Origin of the sequence: Niabella yanshanensis, from assembly GCF_034424215.1 — a bacterium.
Taxonomy (GTDB): Bacteria; Bacteroidota; Bacteroidia; order Chitinophagales; family Chitinophagaceae; genus Niabella; species Niabella yanshanensis.
Genome location: NZ_CP139960.1, coordinates 1,054,404 through 1,068,557, shown reverse-complemented (window position 1 = coordinate 1,068,557; position 14,154 = coordinate 1,054,404). Strand labels below are relative to the sequence as shown.

Here is a 14,154-nt window from a genome sequence, read left to right as displayed (position 1 = left end):
GTATCGAAGCAGGGAAATATATTATTCCTTCATCATTTCAATTAAAGCCGCTGCCACTTCTTCAGCATTAGGTTTGCTGAAATAGTCGCCATCACTTCCATAGGCAGGCCGGTGCTCCTTGGCAGTAATGGTTCTTGGTGCTACGTCCAGGTATCGGTAGCCTCCCTGTTCTTCCATTACTTTATTGAACATAAAACCTGCGGCTCCTCCAGGAACATCTTCATCTACAAATAAAATGCGATTCGTTTTTTTCAACGATTCGAGAATCATGTGATTCAGATCGAAGGGCAATAGCGTTTGTACATCTATCAGTTCGCAACTTACGCCAAGCGGTTCCACCAGTTTCATAGCCTGCTGTACAATACGTATCGTAGATCCATAACTTACTATAGTAATATCTGTTCCTTCCTTAAGAATCTCCGGAATGCCTAACGGGATCGTAATATCGCTAAGGTTTTCAGGCAACTTTTCTTTTAAACGATAACCGTTCAGACTTTCAATAACAATAGCCGGGCTATTACTTTTTAGTAACGTATTATACATGCCGGCTGCTTGTACGAAGTTCCTCGGTACACAAACAAACATGCCCCGTACGGCATTAATGATCATGCCCATAGGCGAACCGCTATGCCAGATACCTTCAAGCCGGTGTCCCCTGGTTCTGACGATGATAGGGCAGCTTTGTTTACCGCCACTTCTGTAAAATAAAGATGCTACATCATCAGTAAGAGGCTGGAGCCCATAAACAAGGTAATCTAAGTACTGTATCTCTGCAATAGGCCGAAGTCCGCGTAAGGCAAGGCCTACGCCTTTACCCATGATCGTTAATTCCCTGATCCCGGTGTCGAAGATCCTTTCATTGCCATACTTTTTTTGCAACCCGGCAAAGCCCTGGTTTACATCGCCTATCTGGCCAAGGTCTTCTCCAAAAGCAATTACTTTCGGGTTACTCTCAAAAACGCTATCAAAATACCGGTTAATGATCTGGTACCCGTTAAGGCTGGGGGACGACTCACCGTAAACAGGGGCAACAGGTTCTACTTTTAAAGCGCTTTTAGGACCGTCGTCGTACAATAAACTATTATAAATAGCCGCGCTGTCATTTTGAAGTTCTTTATAATAGTCCAGCGCCTCATTAGTGGATTTATCTCCGCAAAGCAATAATGCTTTATATACGCTTTGCAGGTTATTCTTACGAAGCGGTTCGCGTAATGATCGCAGGTCTTTAGATATTTTCCTGAGTTCTTCCTCGTGCTCAGGATTGTCGGGTATAAGCGCATCTACTACCTCGCTGCTTTTTTGTGTAAGCTCTTTCAACGGCATCTGGTATTCCTTCCACGCTTTATCCTTAGCCTCTTTTACATTATTTCTGGCATCTGTTTCAATTCTTCGCAAAGTGGCTTCATCCGCCAGCGCGTTTTCCAATATCCACGCTTTCATTTTTACCAGACAGTCTCTTTCTTTTTCCCACTGCAGCCGGTCACGGGTTTTATAACGTTCGTGGCTGCCCGATGTACTGTGTCCCTGGGGTTGTGTCAGCTCTTCAATATGGAAGATGACGGGGGTATGAGTTTCCCTGGCCAGGCTGATTCCTTCATTAAATACTTCTACCATGCTCATGTAGTCCCAGCCTTTTAATGCGGCAATATAAAATCCATTCGTACCTTCTTCCTTTTCAAAACCTTTCAGCGCTTTTGATATAGATCCTTTAGTGGTCTGATATTCTCTCGGTACTGAAATGCCATAACCATCATCCCAGACAAAAATGACCAATGGTACCTGTAAAACACCCGCCGCATTTACCGCTTCCCAAAAATGCCCTTCACTGGTAGATGCATCACCGATGGTACAAAAGCAAACCTCACTACCATTATCAGATAAGTGTTTAAATTGCTTTAACTCATCAACATCCCTGAATAATTTTGAAGCCAGTGCCAAACCAACAGCGCGGGGCATTTGAGACGCCGTTGACGACATATCTGTTCCTGTATTCTTGATCTCCACCAGGTTGGCCCATTCGCCATTGGGCAGCGTATTACGGCTGGTGTAGTGGCAGTTCATTTGACGACCATGACTAAACGGCTCACGTTGAGGGTCGGGATCAGCATATAACTGCGCAAAATATTGATTCGGGTTCGATTCGCCAATAGCAAACATCATCGTTTGGTCGCGGTAATAACCGCTTCTCCAGTCGCCAGGCTGAAAAAATTTAGCTGCAGCCACCTGGGCTACTTCCTTTCCATCTCCAAAAATTCCAAACTTGGCCTTTCCTGTAAGCACTTCTTTTCGGGAAAGTAAACTGGTTTCCCTGCTTAAACATGCGATATAGTAATCGTGCAAAACTCCGTCTTTAAATTTCTCAAAAGACAGCATTTCGTTTTGCTCTGCAAATCCGGAGTTAAGTATATCCATTCGACAAAAATAGGTGAGAAGCTTTAATATCTCAATATAACGAATTAATATGCATTTTAGTGTGGTGGTTATGTGTACAAAATATGCATAAGCAAGTAGTTTATAGTTATATAATAGGATTGAAGCGCTGAAAAATGTTTTAATGCAACTTTAGCATAGCTAATTGCATCTTTTTAAATACTTTTGTAATCCAAATTAGTAATTAAGAAAATTTTTGTATGAAGAAAATCAGTTTGATCCTTTCCTTACTATTTGTAATGTCTGTTAATTGGGCGGGTGCGCAGTCGGCCAGTGTCAAGACTGCGTCAACAGGGGCCGATGCAGCTATCACTATGGTGAAAGAGAAGTATGATATCGGAAAAGTTACACAGGGCAGCCCTGTTACTTTTTATATGGAGTTTGTAAATCAAACTAAAAAGCCGCTGGTAGTAAAAAATGTAATGGCCGGCTGTGGTTGTACAGTGCCCGAGAAGCCAACTGAGCCCATTATGCCTGGTAAAACAGGAAAAATAAAAGTTTCTTATACTGCGCCCAGCGCTGGACCTGTTAATAAAGATGTAGAGATTTACCTGGCCGGTTACAACGAGCCTAAAATCGTGTACTTCACGGGCGAAGTGGTTGCAAAAAAATAAAAAGATTTCATCCGATTTTTTTAAACCCCTTCAACATTGAAGGGGTTTACTTTTAAATATAAACTAACAAATAGTAGTATGCTTACAGTATCGAAACGTGGTGTTGAAATGCCGGCTTCGCCCATCAGGAAGCTGGTTCCTTACGCTGATGCAGCAAAAAAGCGGGGAATAAAAGTGTATCATCTTAACATAGGGCAGCCCGATGTGGAGACACCTCCGGCCATTATGGATGCGGTAAGGAAAGTAAAGATGCCGATTTTGGAGTATAGCCATAGTGCGGGTAACGAAAGCTACAGGAAAAAGCTGACTGAATATTATGCGAAAGCAGGCATACAGGTTAATAAGGACGAAATACTGGTTACAGCAGGTGGCAGCGAGGCGATAATGTTTGCATTTTTTGCATGTCTGGATGCCGGCGATGAAGTAATCATCCCCGAACCGCTCTATGCGAATTACCTGGGTTTTGCCTGCCAGACAAGCGTTAAGGTAGTGCCGATTAGGTCGGCTATCGAAACCGGGTTTGAATTGCCGCCACTGAGCGAATTTGAAAAAGCTATTACTTCCCGCACAAAGGCCATTTTAATATGTAACCCTAATAATCCCACCGGTTATTTGTATAGCAGGGATGAAATGCTGGCAATCGGTGAAATCTGCAAAAAAAATAACCTTTACCTGTTTAGTGATGAGGCTTACCGTGAATTTTGCTATAGCGAGGAGCCGCATACCAGTGTAATGCACCTGCCGGGTTTGGAAGATAATGCCATTTTAATCGACACCATCAGCAAAAGATACAGTGCCTGCGGCGCCCGCATTGGTGCAATGGTAACAAAAAATAAAAAAGTGTACGACCTGGCCATCAAACTGGCGCAAACCAGGCTAAGTCCACCTGGCCTGGAGCAGGTTTTAGGAGAAGCTGCAGTTGACCTGCCGGACAATTTTTTTGATGAACCCAGGGCTGAATATTTGCGGCGCAGGGATTTGCTGGTAACTCGGCTTAATCAAATGGATGGAGTGTATTGTCCTAACCCGGGCGGGGCATTTTACGCAATTGCCCAACTGCCTATTGACGATTGCAATAAATTTTGCCAGTGGTTGTTAGAAGAATTTTCTTATAATGGCCAGTCGGTGATGCTGGCCCCGGCAACAGGGTTTTATGTAACCCCCGGCCTTGGTATCAACGAAGTGAGATTGGCCTATGTCATCAACCTCGAGGCAATTCATAATGCAATGGATTGTCTTGAAGCTGCATTAAAAGTATATCCGGGTAGAACTATTAATTAGAATATTTTTCTAATATTTTATCTACAGTTAATTGATCAAGCTGCGGGAATGGAGTTGGCGCTGACGGAATCGAGTCATCAGGTTCTGTTAGCGTCAGTTGCCACCAACCTACATGGCACCATTTTCCGGCTTTATAGCCAACATTTTCATAGGTAGCAAACCATTTGAATCCCATTTTTTCATGAAAACCAACACTTTGTGGGTTGGGGACTGTAATTACGGCGTATACTTTATATAGTCCCTGCAAACGCAGTATTTCAAACAGCGCTTCATATAGTTTTGCCGCTATACCTCTTTTTCGGTGGCTGGCATGTATGTAAACCGAACATTCAACCACCCATTGGTATGCGATTCGCTCCCGGTAGGCCGATGCATAGGCATAACCTAATACCATTCCATTCTCTTCCATTACCAGCCAGGGGTATTTTTGGGTGTACTGTGCAATGCGTTCTGCAAAATTGTCTTTATCAGGTACTTGTGTTTCAAAAGTTACAAATCCATCACGTACAAAAGGAGCATAAATATCCCTGATGCCACCTGCCTGAGCAGGATGAGCTATTCCAATATTCATATTACTAATAATTATATTTGAAAATAATTGTCAATAATGCAATTTATTTTGATATTAAATATATATTTTTGGGTCCATATCGACCAATATTAACTATTTGTTTATTTATTATTATTTTTTATCACATTAAATTTTTTCATTATGCACATGACCAAAAAACTAGCTATTGTTCCTTTTCTTCTGCTCGTGTTAGTTACTGTTCTGAGTCTTTTCCTGGGGCATAATCCTGTGGAAAGTCCAACTGATCCTGCAATAGATACCGGGGACACAGCTTGGCTTCTTACTTCGGCGGCATTAGTATTGATAATGACACCCGGTCTGGCCTTTTTCTATGGTGGCATGGTAAGAAAGAAAAATGTGATTTCGACAATGTTACAAAGTTTTATTTGTATGGCAATAGTGTCGGTGATATGGGTGGTTTTTGGCTTTAGCCTGGCTTTTGGCGAAGACGTTGGTGGATTTATTGGTAACCCTTCCACCTTTATGTTTATGAACGGTGTATTGGATGGTAAGCCGTGGGAGCTCGCCCCAACAGTTCCGTTAGCTGTTTTTGCATTTTTTCAATTGAAATTTGCGATCATTACTCCGGCTCTTGTAACAGGCGCTTTTTCTGAAAGAGTGCGTTTTACTTCTTATATTTTATTTATTTGCTTGTTTTTCATTTTCATCTATGCCCCTTTGGCACATATGACCTGGCATCCTAAGGGTATTTTATTTAACCTGGGTGTATTGGATTTTGCGGGCGGGACCGTAGTTCACATGAGTGCTGGTGTAGCTGCTTTGGCTAGTGCGATCTATTTACGTAAGAGAAGTGATCAGGAAATGAAGCCTGCCCGTATTACTTATGTATTATTAGGTACAGGTTTACTTTGGTTTGGTTGGTTCGGCTTTAACGGTGGATCTGCAATGGGAGCCAATAATCTGGCCGCTATAGCATTGGCCACAACAGCTGTAGCTTCGGGTGCCGCTGCTTTTGCCTGGATCATTTTCGATGCATTAAGAGGAAAGAAACCTTCAGCAATGGGTACCAGTATTGGTGCAGTGGTTGGCTTGGTTGCCATTACTCCCGCAGCTGGCTTCGTAAGTCTGCCGCATGCTTTGGTGATTGGTGTTGTTGCTTCTTTGGTGAGTAATTTAATGGTAGAATGGAGAACAAGAACCAGCATTGATGATACATTGGATGTTTTCCCTTGTCATGGAGTAGGAGGTTTGGTTGGTATGATACTCACCGGTGTATTCGCAAGTCCCGGTATCAACGCGGCTGTAGTTGATAAAGGCCTGTTCTTTGGAGAAACAAAATTATTTACCACTCACGTCCTGGTAGCGTTAGCTGTTTTGGTAGGTGTATTTATCATGTCGATGATTATATTAAAAGTAACAGATCTGGTTACTCCTTTACGTGTTAGTGAAGAAGAGGAAGCTGAAGGTTTGGATATAAGCCAACTGGGAGAAACTTTGTAAGTATTTTTTGAGGTTACATATTAAGAGTGCAAACGGGTAAAACCGTTTGCACTTTTTTGTTCGTGACCACCTGAAACAGTCGCCTGCTGTTTCTTTTTCCGGTAACTGGTCTTTTGGGTTTATTTTATTATTTTTCATAAAAATTAATGCTAATGAAGAAATGGCTTTTAGGGGTTTGGCTCTTATGGGGTTGGTCCGAGCTGAGTGCCCAGGTTACCTATCCTGTAAATGGTATTGCTGATGAACGCGGCCGCTCTTATGCCTTCACTAATGCCACTATTATTAAGAACAGCAGCAGTTCCTTATCCAATGCAACTTTAATTATAAGGGATGGTAAAATAGTCTCTTTAGGTGCCGTTTCGATTCCCGAAGGAGCCGTTGTTATAGATTGCAAAGGGCAGTATATCTATCCCTCATTCGTGGATATTTACAGCGACTATGGTATTGCTATGCCACAACGGGCAGGTGGCGAAAGCTCTTTTTTCGGGCCCCAGCAGTTATCTACCAATACCAAAGGACCGTTTAGCTGGAACCAGGCGATCAGAAGCGAGGTAAATGGATATGATCTTTTTACTACAGATGCAAAAAAGGCAGAAGCTTTAAGAGAACAGGGATTTGGTGCGGTAGTATCTCATCAAAAAGATGGCATAGCCAGGGGGACCGGCGTAGCAGCAGTATTATCTGACCGGAAGGAAAATATGAATATTTTAAAGGACAGAACTGCAGCGTTTTACTCGTTTAATAAAGGAACTTCAACACAATCCTATCCTACTTCCATGATGGGGAGTGTGGCACTGCTCAGGCAAACCTTTATAGATGCAGACTGGTATGCAAAGAATAAGCCGGCAAAGGAAGGTATAAATAAATCATTGGAAGCCTGGAATGCCAACAAGGTATTACCACAGGTATTTGAAGCTGGTGATAAGTGGGGAGATTTACGTGCCGACAGGATTGGAGATGAATTTGGCGTGCAGTTTATTATCAAGGCAGGCGACAATGAATACCAGCGAATAAAAGAAATTGCGGCTACCAAAGCCGCTTACATACTGTCGCTGAATTATCCGGAAACACAGAATATTGAAGATCCAATGGATGCGCGGTTTGTTTCGGTAAGTGATATGGCTCACTGGGAACTGGCGCCCGGCAATGCCGCTGCTTTTGAAAAAGCAGGTATTCCTTTTGTAATTACCCCATCCGATCTGAAAGATATCAAAAGCTTCTGGCCTTCGCTCAGGAAAGCAATCGCTTACGGTTTAACACCCAGGGCTGCATTGGCGGCTTTGACAACTGTACCGGCTTCACTGATGAAAATAGATGATAAAGTGGGCAGTATTGAAGTAGGAAAAGTAGCTAATTTTTTAATTACAACCGGAGAACTTTTTTCTGAAAAGACCAGCATAGTAGAGAACTGGGTGAACGGCGAACGTTATAATGTAAAGGCTAAAGCCAGCAAAGAACAGGCGGGGCAATATAAATTATCTGTAACAGGGGCTGCCGGTGTCACTGATTATGTCCTGGATGTTAAAAACAATAGCCAGGCCAACCTGGTTGGAAAGGATACGCTTACTACAAGATTTAAATCGGATGGTACTTTGGTTTCTATCAATTTCTCTCTAAAGCCTTCCGGCAAACCATCGACAGCTGAGAAAAAGGACTCCACATTTTCTGCAGCCCAGGCGGGGTTCCTGTACAGGCTAAGCGGGGTGGATTATGGTAAAACCTGGCAGGGGGTTGGCCGCGACAATAATGGGCAACCGGTTACCTGGACCGCTACATTAGCAAAGGAGAGTGCCGCAAAGAAAGATACCACAAAAGCAAAAACGGACAAAGGGCTGGCTAAAGTAAATTTTCCTTTTTCACCTTATGGGAGCGGGCAGGTTCCGGTTGCTGAAAATATACTGATCAAAAATGCCACTGTATGGACAAATGAAAAAGAAGGCAGGCTGGAAAATGCTGATGTATTATTGAGAGATGGAAAGATAGCCGCCGTTGGAAAAAATATTGCAGCAGTAGGTACCAAAACTATTGATGGAACCGGTAAATTTTTAACGCCTGGTATTATTGATGAACATTCGCATATAGCTGCTTTTTCTATAAATGAGGGAGCACAGTCGGTAACTTCCGAAGTTAGGGTAGGAGATAATTTAAATCCCGATGATGTCAATATATACCGGCAGTTAAGTGGTGGTGTTACTACCTCTCACATACTACACGGGTCTGCTAATACCATTGGTGGTCAAACGCAATTGATCAAACTAAGGTGGGGTGCAGATGATGAGGGATTAAAGTTTAAAGGAGCTGATCCTTTTATTAAGTTTGCGTTGGGTGAAAACGTAAAGAGAACGGCGCAGTCGCAGGGCAATATCCGTTTTCCGGATACCCGCATGGGGGTGCAGTCTGTATTGGCCGATGCTTTTCAACGGGCAAAAGATTATGAGGCTAAAATAAAAGCCGGTGATAAAACTGTTCGCAGGGACCTTGAGCTGGACGCCCTGGTAGAGATATTAAATAATAAGCGATTCATTACCTGTCACAGTTATGTGCAAAGTGAAATTCTGGCCTTGTTATCTACTGCAGATGAATATGGTTTCAGGGTAAATACACTGACGCATATCCTGGAAGGATACAAAGTGGCAGATGCCATTAAAAAACATGGGGCGCATGTTTCTACTTTCTCCGACTGGTGGGCCTATAAAACAGAAGTGCAGGATGCCATACCGTTTAATGCTGCCATCATGCATAAAATGGGTTTAAATGTTTGTATCAATAGTGATGATGCAGAAATGGCCCGCCGTTTAAACCAGGAGGCAGCCAAAGTGGTAAAATATGGAGGGGTGAGTGAAGAAGATGCTTTTAAAATGGTAACATTAAATCCGGCAAAAGCGCTTCATATCGATAGCCGTGTTGGAAGTATTAAAGTGGGCAAAGATGCAGATGTGGTATTGTGGGATCAAAATCCACTAAGTGTATATGCGAAGGCTTTGTATACAATTGTAGATGGCGCGGTATATTTTGATCGTGAAAAAGACCTGGAACAAAGGAAATATATAGGCGCAGAAAGAAACAGGCTGGTGCAGAAAATGTTAGCTGATGCAAAAGGAGGGGCGCCTGCAGTTCCGGCAAAACCTACGGCCCAGGTTATTTTGCATTGCGAGGATAATGAACAACATACGGGCATCCTGGAAATTGATTCTTACGAAGAAAAACTGTAAGCTATGCTAAAGAAATTTATAAAACTTGCTTTGTTTATTGCCGTTGGTAGTGGTTTACAGGCACAGGACAACGTTTATCCGGCAGGTCCGCAAAAAGAAACCCTGGTCATAAAAAACGGCAATATTTATACAGCTACCGGTAATGTGATCAACAATGGTGTTCTTGTAATAAAGAATGGAAAGATTGCTGAAGTGGGTGCAATGGCGCCGGAGGAGGCGGGCGCAATTGTCATTGATGCAAAAGGGAAAAACATTTATCCCGGCCTGATATTACCAAACACAGATTTGGGGATTAGTGAAATAGGAAGCGGCGTCCGGGGGAGTAATGATTATTTTGAACTGGGAGAGTACAACCCTTCCGTGCGATCTGTTGTTGCTTATAATACAGATTCGAAGATCATTAATACCCTAAGGGCAAACGGCATTTTGCTGGCATGTGTGGTGCCCCAGGGCCGGTTGGTAACAGGCTCATCCTCGGTAGTACAACTTGATGCCTGGACCTGGCAGGATGCGATTTATAAGGCTGATAACGGTTTGCATATCAATATGCCGGCGTTAATGCGTTCGCCGCGCAGATCTTTGAGAAATACGGAAGCTTCAGACCCCATAAAAGCGGGCATACAAACCATTGAAGAAGTCGAATCCTTTTTCCAGCAGGCGCAGGCATATTTGCAGCAATCTAAAAAAGAAGATCATAATTTGAAGTTCGAGTCTTTAAGACCATTATTTGAGAAAAAGCAGAAACTTTTTGTACATGCCGATATTGCCCGCCAGATATTGGTAGCAGTCGATTTTGCAAAGAAGTTTAATATTGATGTGGTGTTGGTGGGCGGCTCTGACAGTTACCTGTTCGCAGACCTTTTAAAGCAAAATAATATTGCTGTTATTTTAAACTCCATGCACAGCCTGCCTACCATGCAGGATGATGATATTGACCAGCCGTACAAAACACCGTCTATTTTGCAAAAAGCAGGGGTGTTGTTCGCCATCAATGATAATTCAGATAATGCGCGCTATCGCAACCTCGATTTCAACGCAGGAACCGCCGCCGGTTTCGGTCTTACCAAAGAACAGGCGCTTGCAGCTATCACGATCAATCCGGCCAGAATACTGGGTATTGATCAGCAAACCGGCTCCATCGAAAAAGGAAAAGACGCCAATATTATTATTTGCGAAGGCGATGTGCTGGACATGCGTACCAGTATTGTAACCGACGCTTTTATACAGGGGCGTAAGATTAACCTCGACAATAAGCAGCAGCAGTTGTATGAAAGATATAAGCACCGGTATGGCATTAATTAGCAGGAAAGGAAATGTTGATTATTATCAACATTTCCTTTCTTAATGAAAATAAAGTTAAACAAATGTTTGATTAGTTTAAACGTTTGTTTAACTTTGTGTTCGAAATGACAAAGAAAGAACATATACTGGAGAAGGCGGAGGAACTGTTTTCAGAAAAAGGATTTGATGCTACGTCGGTCAGGGATATTTCTAAGGCTGCTGGGATTAATATAGCGATGATCTCTTATTACTTCGGTTCGAAGGAAAAGTTGATGGAAGAGCTGTTTAAAATGCGCATGAGTGCGGGGCTTGTATCGGTTAAAGAGATTGCGGAAAATACAGATCTTACTACAGTTGAGAAGATTGAAAAAGCGCTTACAGGCTATATTGAGCGGGTAAAGACTCATAAATCATTTTATAGAGTAATTCTGGCTGAGCAGGCAACCAATAAAAATAAGAGTGTGATCAGGTTTCTGGGTAAGTCCAAGGAATCTTATGCGCAGTTTTTTGAGACCGTGCTGGCTGAAGGATATGAATCGGGATCATTTAAGCATAAAGTTGATCCCGTTTTATTTATGACCACTATTACCGGAACTATTATGCAATCGCTGTTGAATAAACAGTTGTATGCTACGCACCATGGGGTGAAAGTTACCGAAGAGTGGATCAGGGATGTTTATTTCGATAAAATAAAGGAACATTTAAAATCAATTACAAGAAATATTTTAGGATATGAATCGAACAGCTAAAGCGCTATTGTTTTTTTCAATGGCGCTATTGTCTTATGCAGATATGAATGCACAGGACGCAAGGAGTTTAACACTCCGGGAGGCCCTCGAACTGGGTATCGCCAACAGCAAGAATTTAAAGATCGATGACGCTAAGATTGTGGAAGCTACGGCAGCTATTGACGAAGCAAAAAACTGTCAATTACCCGATCTCAAGCTCAGCGGCAGTTATCTGCGATTAACCAATGCTAATATTAGTCTCAAAACAGGCCAGCAATCATCCGGCGGAGAAGGTGAAGCTCAAGGCGCGTCTGCAGCTCCCAAAGTAAACCAGGCGATGTATGGCATGGCCAATTTCTCATTGCCGTTATTTGCGGGCGGCCGTATTAAATACGGTATAGAATCAGCAAAATATTTATTGGAAGCTGCAAAGCTGAATGCAGGTAGCGATAAAAATGTAATAGCTTACAACATCAGCCAGGCCTATGTAAATCTCTTTAAAGCCTCGCAGGTTGTAGGTGTGCTTAAAGAAAACCTCACCACCTCTCAAAAAAGAGATGCAGACTTTTTAAATAAGGAAAATAACGGCATTATTGCCCGTAACGACCGGTTGAAAGCGCAGCTGCAAACTTCAGATATTGAGCTGCAATTACTGGAGGCGGAAAATAATTATAATATTGCTAATGTAAATATGAACCTGTTACTGGGTTTGCCGGAACAGACTGTTCTCCAGGTAGATGCTTCTTTTGTGAATCAACAGGTGGATATAAAAACCTTTACTGATTACCAGCAGGAAGCGCTGCAACACAGGAAGGACATGCAGGCTTTAGGTTTTCAGCAAAGAGCTGCCGAGTTGGCTACTAAATCTGCTAAAGCAGAAAACTTACCTACACTGGCGCTTACAGGCGGCTATGTAGCAGCCAACATTCCCAGTTTTTTAACCGTTACCAATGCGGTGAATGCAGGCGTTGGTATTCAATATAACCTCGCTAACCTGTGGAAGAGCAATGCGGTGTTAAAACAGTCCAGGGCGAGGGAAACACAGCTTACGGCTTCCAAAGAGTTATTAATGGATGATATCAAACTGGAGATCAACAGGGATTACCAAAATGCATTTGTAGCTAAAAAGAAAATAGAGGTTTACGAGAAGTCTGAGCGACAGGCCGAAGAAAATTACAGGATTACCAAAAATAAATTTGATAATAGCCTGGTGACCATTACAGAACTGTTAGACGCCAATGTGGCATTATTATCCACTAAAATCAATGTTTTAAACGCGAAGGCAGATGCAGCACTGGCCTATAGAAAACTATTAGAAACAACCGGGGTACTTTATCAATAAATATTAATTCATTAAAGATGGCAAATAATACAGTTACAGAAGCAAATGAACAGGCACCGGCTAATGCGCCTGCAGCAAAAAAAAGAAGTCCGATATTTTTTATTATTCTCGCAATCATGGTTGTGCTGGGGGCTTATTTTGGTATATCCGGCTATATACATGGTCAAAGCCATGAGGAAACTGATGACGCACAGGTGGAAGCTAATCTGAGCCCCGTTATCTCAAAGATTTCAGGGTATATAAGTGAGGTTCGTGTTCGGGATAACCAATTTGTGAATAAGGGAGACACATTGCTGGTATTGGACAAAAGAGATTTAACAATGGCACTTCAACAGGCGGAGGCTGCTTTAGGAACAGCCAGGAGCAACCTTTCTTCTGCTGAAGCCAGTACTTCGGCTACCAACAAAAATATGGGTACAGCTAATGCGGCGGTTGCTACTGCTAACGCACAAATTGAAGCCGCTAAAGTAAATATCTGGCGTACTACGGAAGATCTGAAAAGGTACGAAAACCTGATAAAAGATCATTCCATTACCCAGCAGCAATACGAGCAGGCATTGGCTGCCAAGCAATCGGCAGATAAGCAATTGGAAATATTGATAGCCCAGCGAAACCAGGCTGCTGCTCAAACCAGCGTTGTAAAGAGCCAGGTATTTGCTAGTTCAGAGCAGTCTGTTATAGCGCGTTCCAGCATCAGGCAGAAAGAAGTGGAAATTGAAAATGCGAAATTGAACCTCAGTTACACTGCAATTGTAGCTGCAGAAAGTGGCGTGGTATCCAAGGTGCCGGTGCAGGTAGGTCAGTTTATTCAGGCGGGTGCACAGCTGTTTAATGTAGTTTTAAACAATGATAAATGGGTAGTAGCTAATTTTAAAGAAACCCAGATAGCTAAAATGGTAGAAGGGCAGAAAGTGTCTTTAACAGTAGATGCATTTCCAAAGCATGAGTTTGATGCCAAACTAACTTCATTTTCTCCGGCTACAGGTGCGCGCTTTGCATTATTACCTCCGGATAACGCCAGCGGAAATTTCGTAAAAGTAGTACAACGTTTGCCTGTGAAAATTGAATTCACTGATAAGAAGGATTCTTTAATTCAAAAATTACGTCCGGGTTTGAATGTAGTAGTGGATGTGCATCTGAATTAGTGAGGTGACTGATAGTGAATAGAGAATAGGGAATAGAGAATAGAGAATAGGGAGTGATAATGGTTAATGGCAGCGTGTTAATAAAGTGG

The 14,154-nt window shown here is 42.6% G+C and carries 10 protein-coding genes; 8 read left to right on the top strand and 2 right to left on the bottom strand.

The genetic code is table 11. The features are described 5' to 3' along the window. Nucleotides 1-21: 21 nt before the first annotated feature. Nucleotides 22-2,412 (bottom strand): thiamine pyrophosphate-dependent enzyme, encoded by a 2,391-nt coding sequence (locus U0035_RS03920; protein WP_114792833.1) that lies wholly within the window; start codon nt 2,410-2,412, stop codon nt 22-24. 218 nt (nt 2,413-2,630) lie between these two features. Between U0035_RS03920 and U0035_RS03915 the strand changes: the two genes are divergently transcribed. Both U0035_RS03915 and U0035_RS03910 read left to right on the top strand, forming a co-directional pair. Beyond that, the gene (locus U0035_RS03915) at nt 2,631-3,044 is read left to right on the top strand and encodes a DUF1573 domain-containing protein (protein ID WP_114792832.1); all 414 of its coding nucleotides are present in this window, start codon (nt 2,631-2,633) and stop codon (nt 3,042-3,044) included. Nucleotides 3,045-3,122: 78 nt separating this feature from the next. Further along, a complete protein-coding gene (locus U0035_RS03910; protein WP_114792831.1) occupies nt 3,123-4,325 on the top strand; it encodes a pyridoxal phosphate-dependent aminotransferase in 1,203 nt (400 codons plus the stop codon). On the opposite strand, the gene U0035_RS03905 is transcribed toward U0035_RS03910, so the two are convergent. Continuing rightward, entirely contained in the window at nt 4,318-4,896 is a 579-nt protein-coding gene (locus tag U0035_RS03905) for a GNAT family N-acetyltransferase (RefSeq protein WP_114792830.1), read from the bottom strand. The two genes, U0035_RS03910 and U0035_RS03905, sit on opposite strands and share 8 nt — an antisense overlap. 147 nt (nt 4,897-5,043) lie before the next feature. Here U0035_RS03905 and U0035_RS03900 point away from each other — a divergent pair, with 147 nt between their 5' ends. From U0035_RS03900 to U0035_RS03875, 6 genes are all read left to right on the top strand, one after another. After that, nucleotides 5,044-6,357 (top strand): ammonium transporter, encoded by a 1,314-nt coding sequence (locus U0035_RS03900; RefSeq protein WP_114792829.1) that lies wholly within the window; start codon nt 5,044-5,046, stop codon nt 6,355-6,357. Nucleotides 6,358-6,509: 152 nt separating this feature from the next. Next, complete coding sequence (locus U0035_RS03895) at nt 6,510-9,569, top strand: amidohydrolase family protein (protein WP_114792828.1); 3,060 nt, start codon at nt 6,510-6,512, stop codon at nt 9,567-9,569. Between the two features lie 3 nt (nt 9,570-9,572). Continuing rightward, entirely contained in the window at nt 9,573-10,871 is a 1,299-nt protein-coding gene (locus tag U0035_RS03890; protein ID WP_114792827.1) for an amidohydrolase family protein, read from the top strand. Nucleotides 10,872-10,975: 104 nt separating this feature from the next. Next, on the top strand, nt 10,976-11,599 hold the full coding sequence (locus U0035_RS03885) for a TetR/AcrR family transcriptional regulator (protein WP_114792826.1): 624 nt from the start codon (nt 10,976-10,978) through the stop codon (nt 11,597-11,599). Beyond that, a complete protein-coding gene (locus tag U0035_RS03880; protein ID WP_114792825.1) occupies nt 11,583-12,920 on the top strand; it encodes a TolC family protein in 1,338 nt (445 codons plus the stop codon). Before U0035_RS03885 ends, U0035_RS03880 begins: the two co-directional genes overlap by 17 nt. A gap of 17 nt (nt 12,921-12,937) precedes the next feature. Further along, entirely contained in the window at nt 12,938-14,065 is a 1,128-nt protein-coding gene (locus tag U0035_RS03875; protein ID WP_114792824.1) for an HlyD family secretion protein, read from the top strand. The last annotated feature ends 89 nt before the right edge of the window (nt 14,066-14,154 follow it).

What these genes read in the sequence shown, in the direction of transcription:
- U0035_RS03920 (WP_114792833.1), bottom strand. Translation starts at nt 2,412, where the DNA reads ATGGATATACTTAACTCCGGATTTGCAGAGCAAAACGAAATGCTGTCT.
- U0035_RS03915 (WP_114792832.1), top strand. Translation starts at nt 2,631, where the DNA reads ATGAAGAAAATCAGTTTGATCCTTTCCTTACTATTTGTAATGTCTGTT.
- U0035_RS03910 (WP_114792831.1), top strand. Translation starts at nt 3,123, where the DNA reads ATGCTTACAGTATCGAAACGTGGTGTTGAAATGCCGGCTTCGCCCATC.
- U0035_RS03905 (WP_114792830.1), bottom strand. Translation starts at nt 4,896, where the DNA reads ATGAATATTGGAATAGCTCATCCTGCTCAGGCAGGTGGCATCAGGGAT.
- U0035_RS03900 (WP_114792829.1), top strand. Translation starts at nt 5,044, where the DNA reads ATGACCAAAAAACTAGCTATTGTTCCTTTTCTTCTGCTCGTGTTAGTT.
- U0035_RS03895 (WP_114792828.1), top strand. Translation starts at nt 6,510, where the DNA reads ATGAAGAAATGGCTTTTAGGGGTTTGGCTCTTATGGGGTTGGTCCGAG.
- U0035_RS03890 (WP_114792827.1), top strand. Translation starts at nt 9,573, where the DNA reads ATGCTAAAGAAATTTATAAAACTTGCTTTGTTTATTGCCGTTGGTAGT.
- U0035_RS03885 (WP_114792826.1), top strand. Translation starts at nt 10,976, where the DNA reads ATGACAAAGAAAGAACATATACTGGAGAAGGCGGAGGAACTGTTTTCA.
- U0035_RS03880 (WP_114792825.1), top strand. Translation starts at nt 11,583, where the DNA reads ATGAATCGAACAGCTAAAGCGCTATTGTTTTTTTCAATGGCGCTATTG.
- U0035_RS03875 (WP_114792824.1), top strand. Translation starts at nt 12,938, where the DNA reads ATGGCAAATAATACAGTTACAGAAGCAAATGAACAGGCACCGGCTAAT.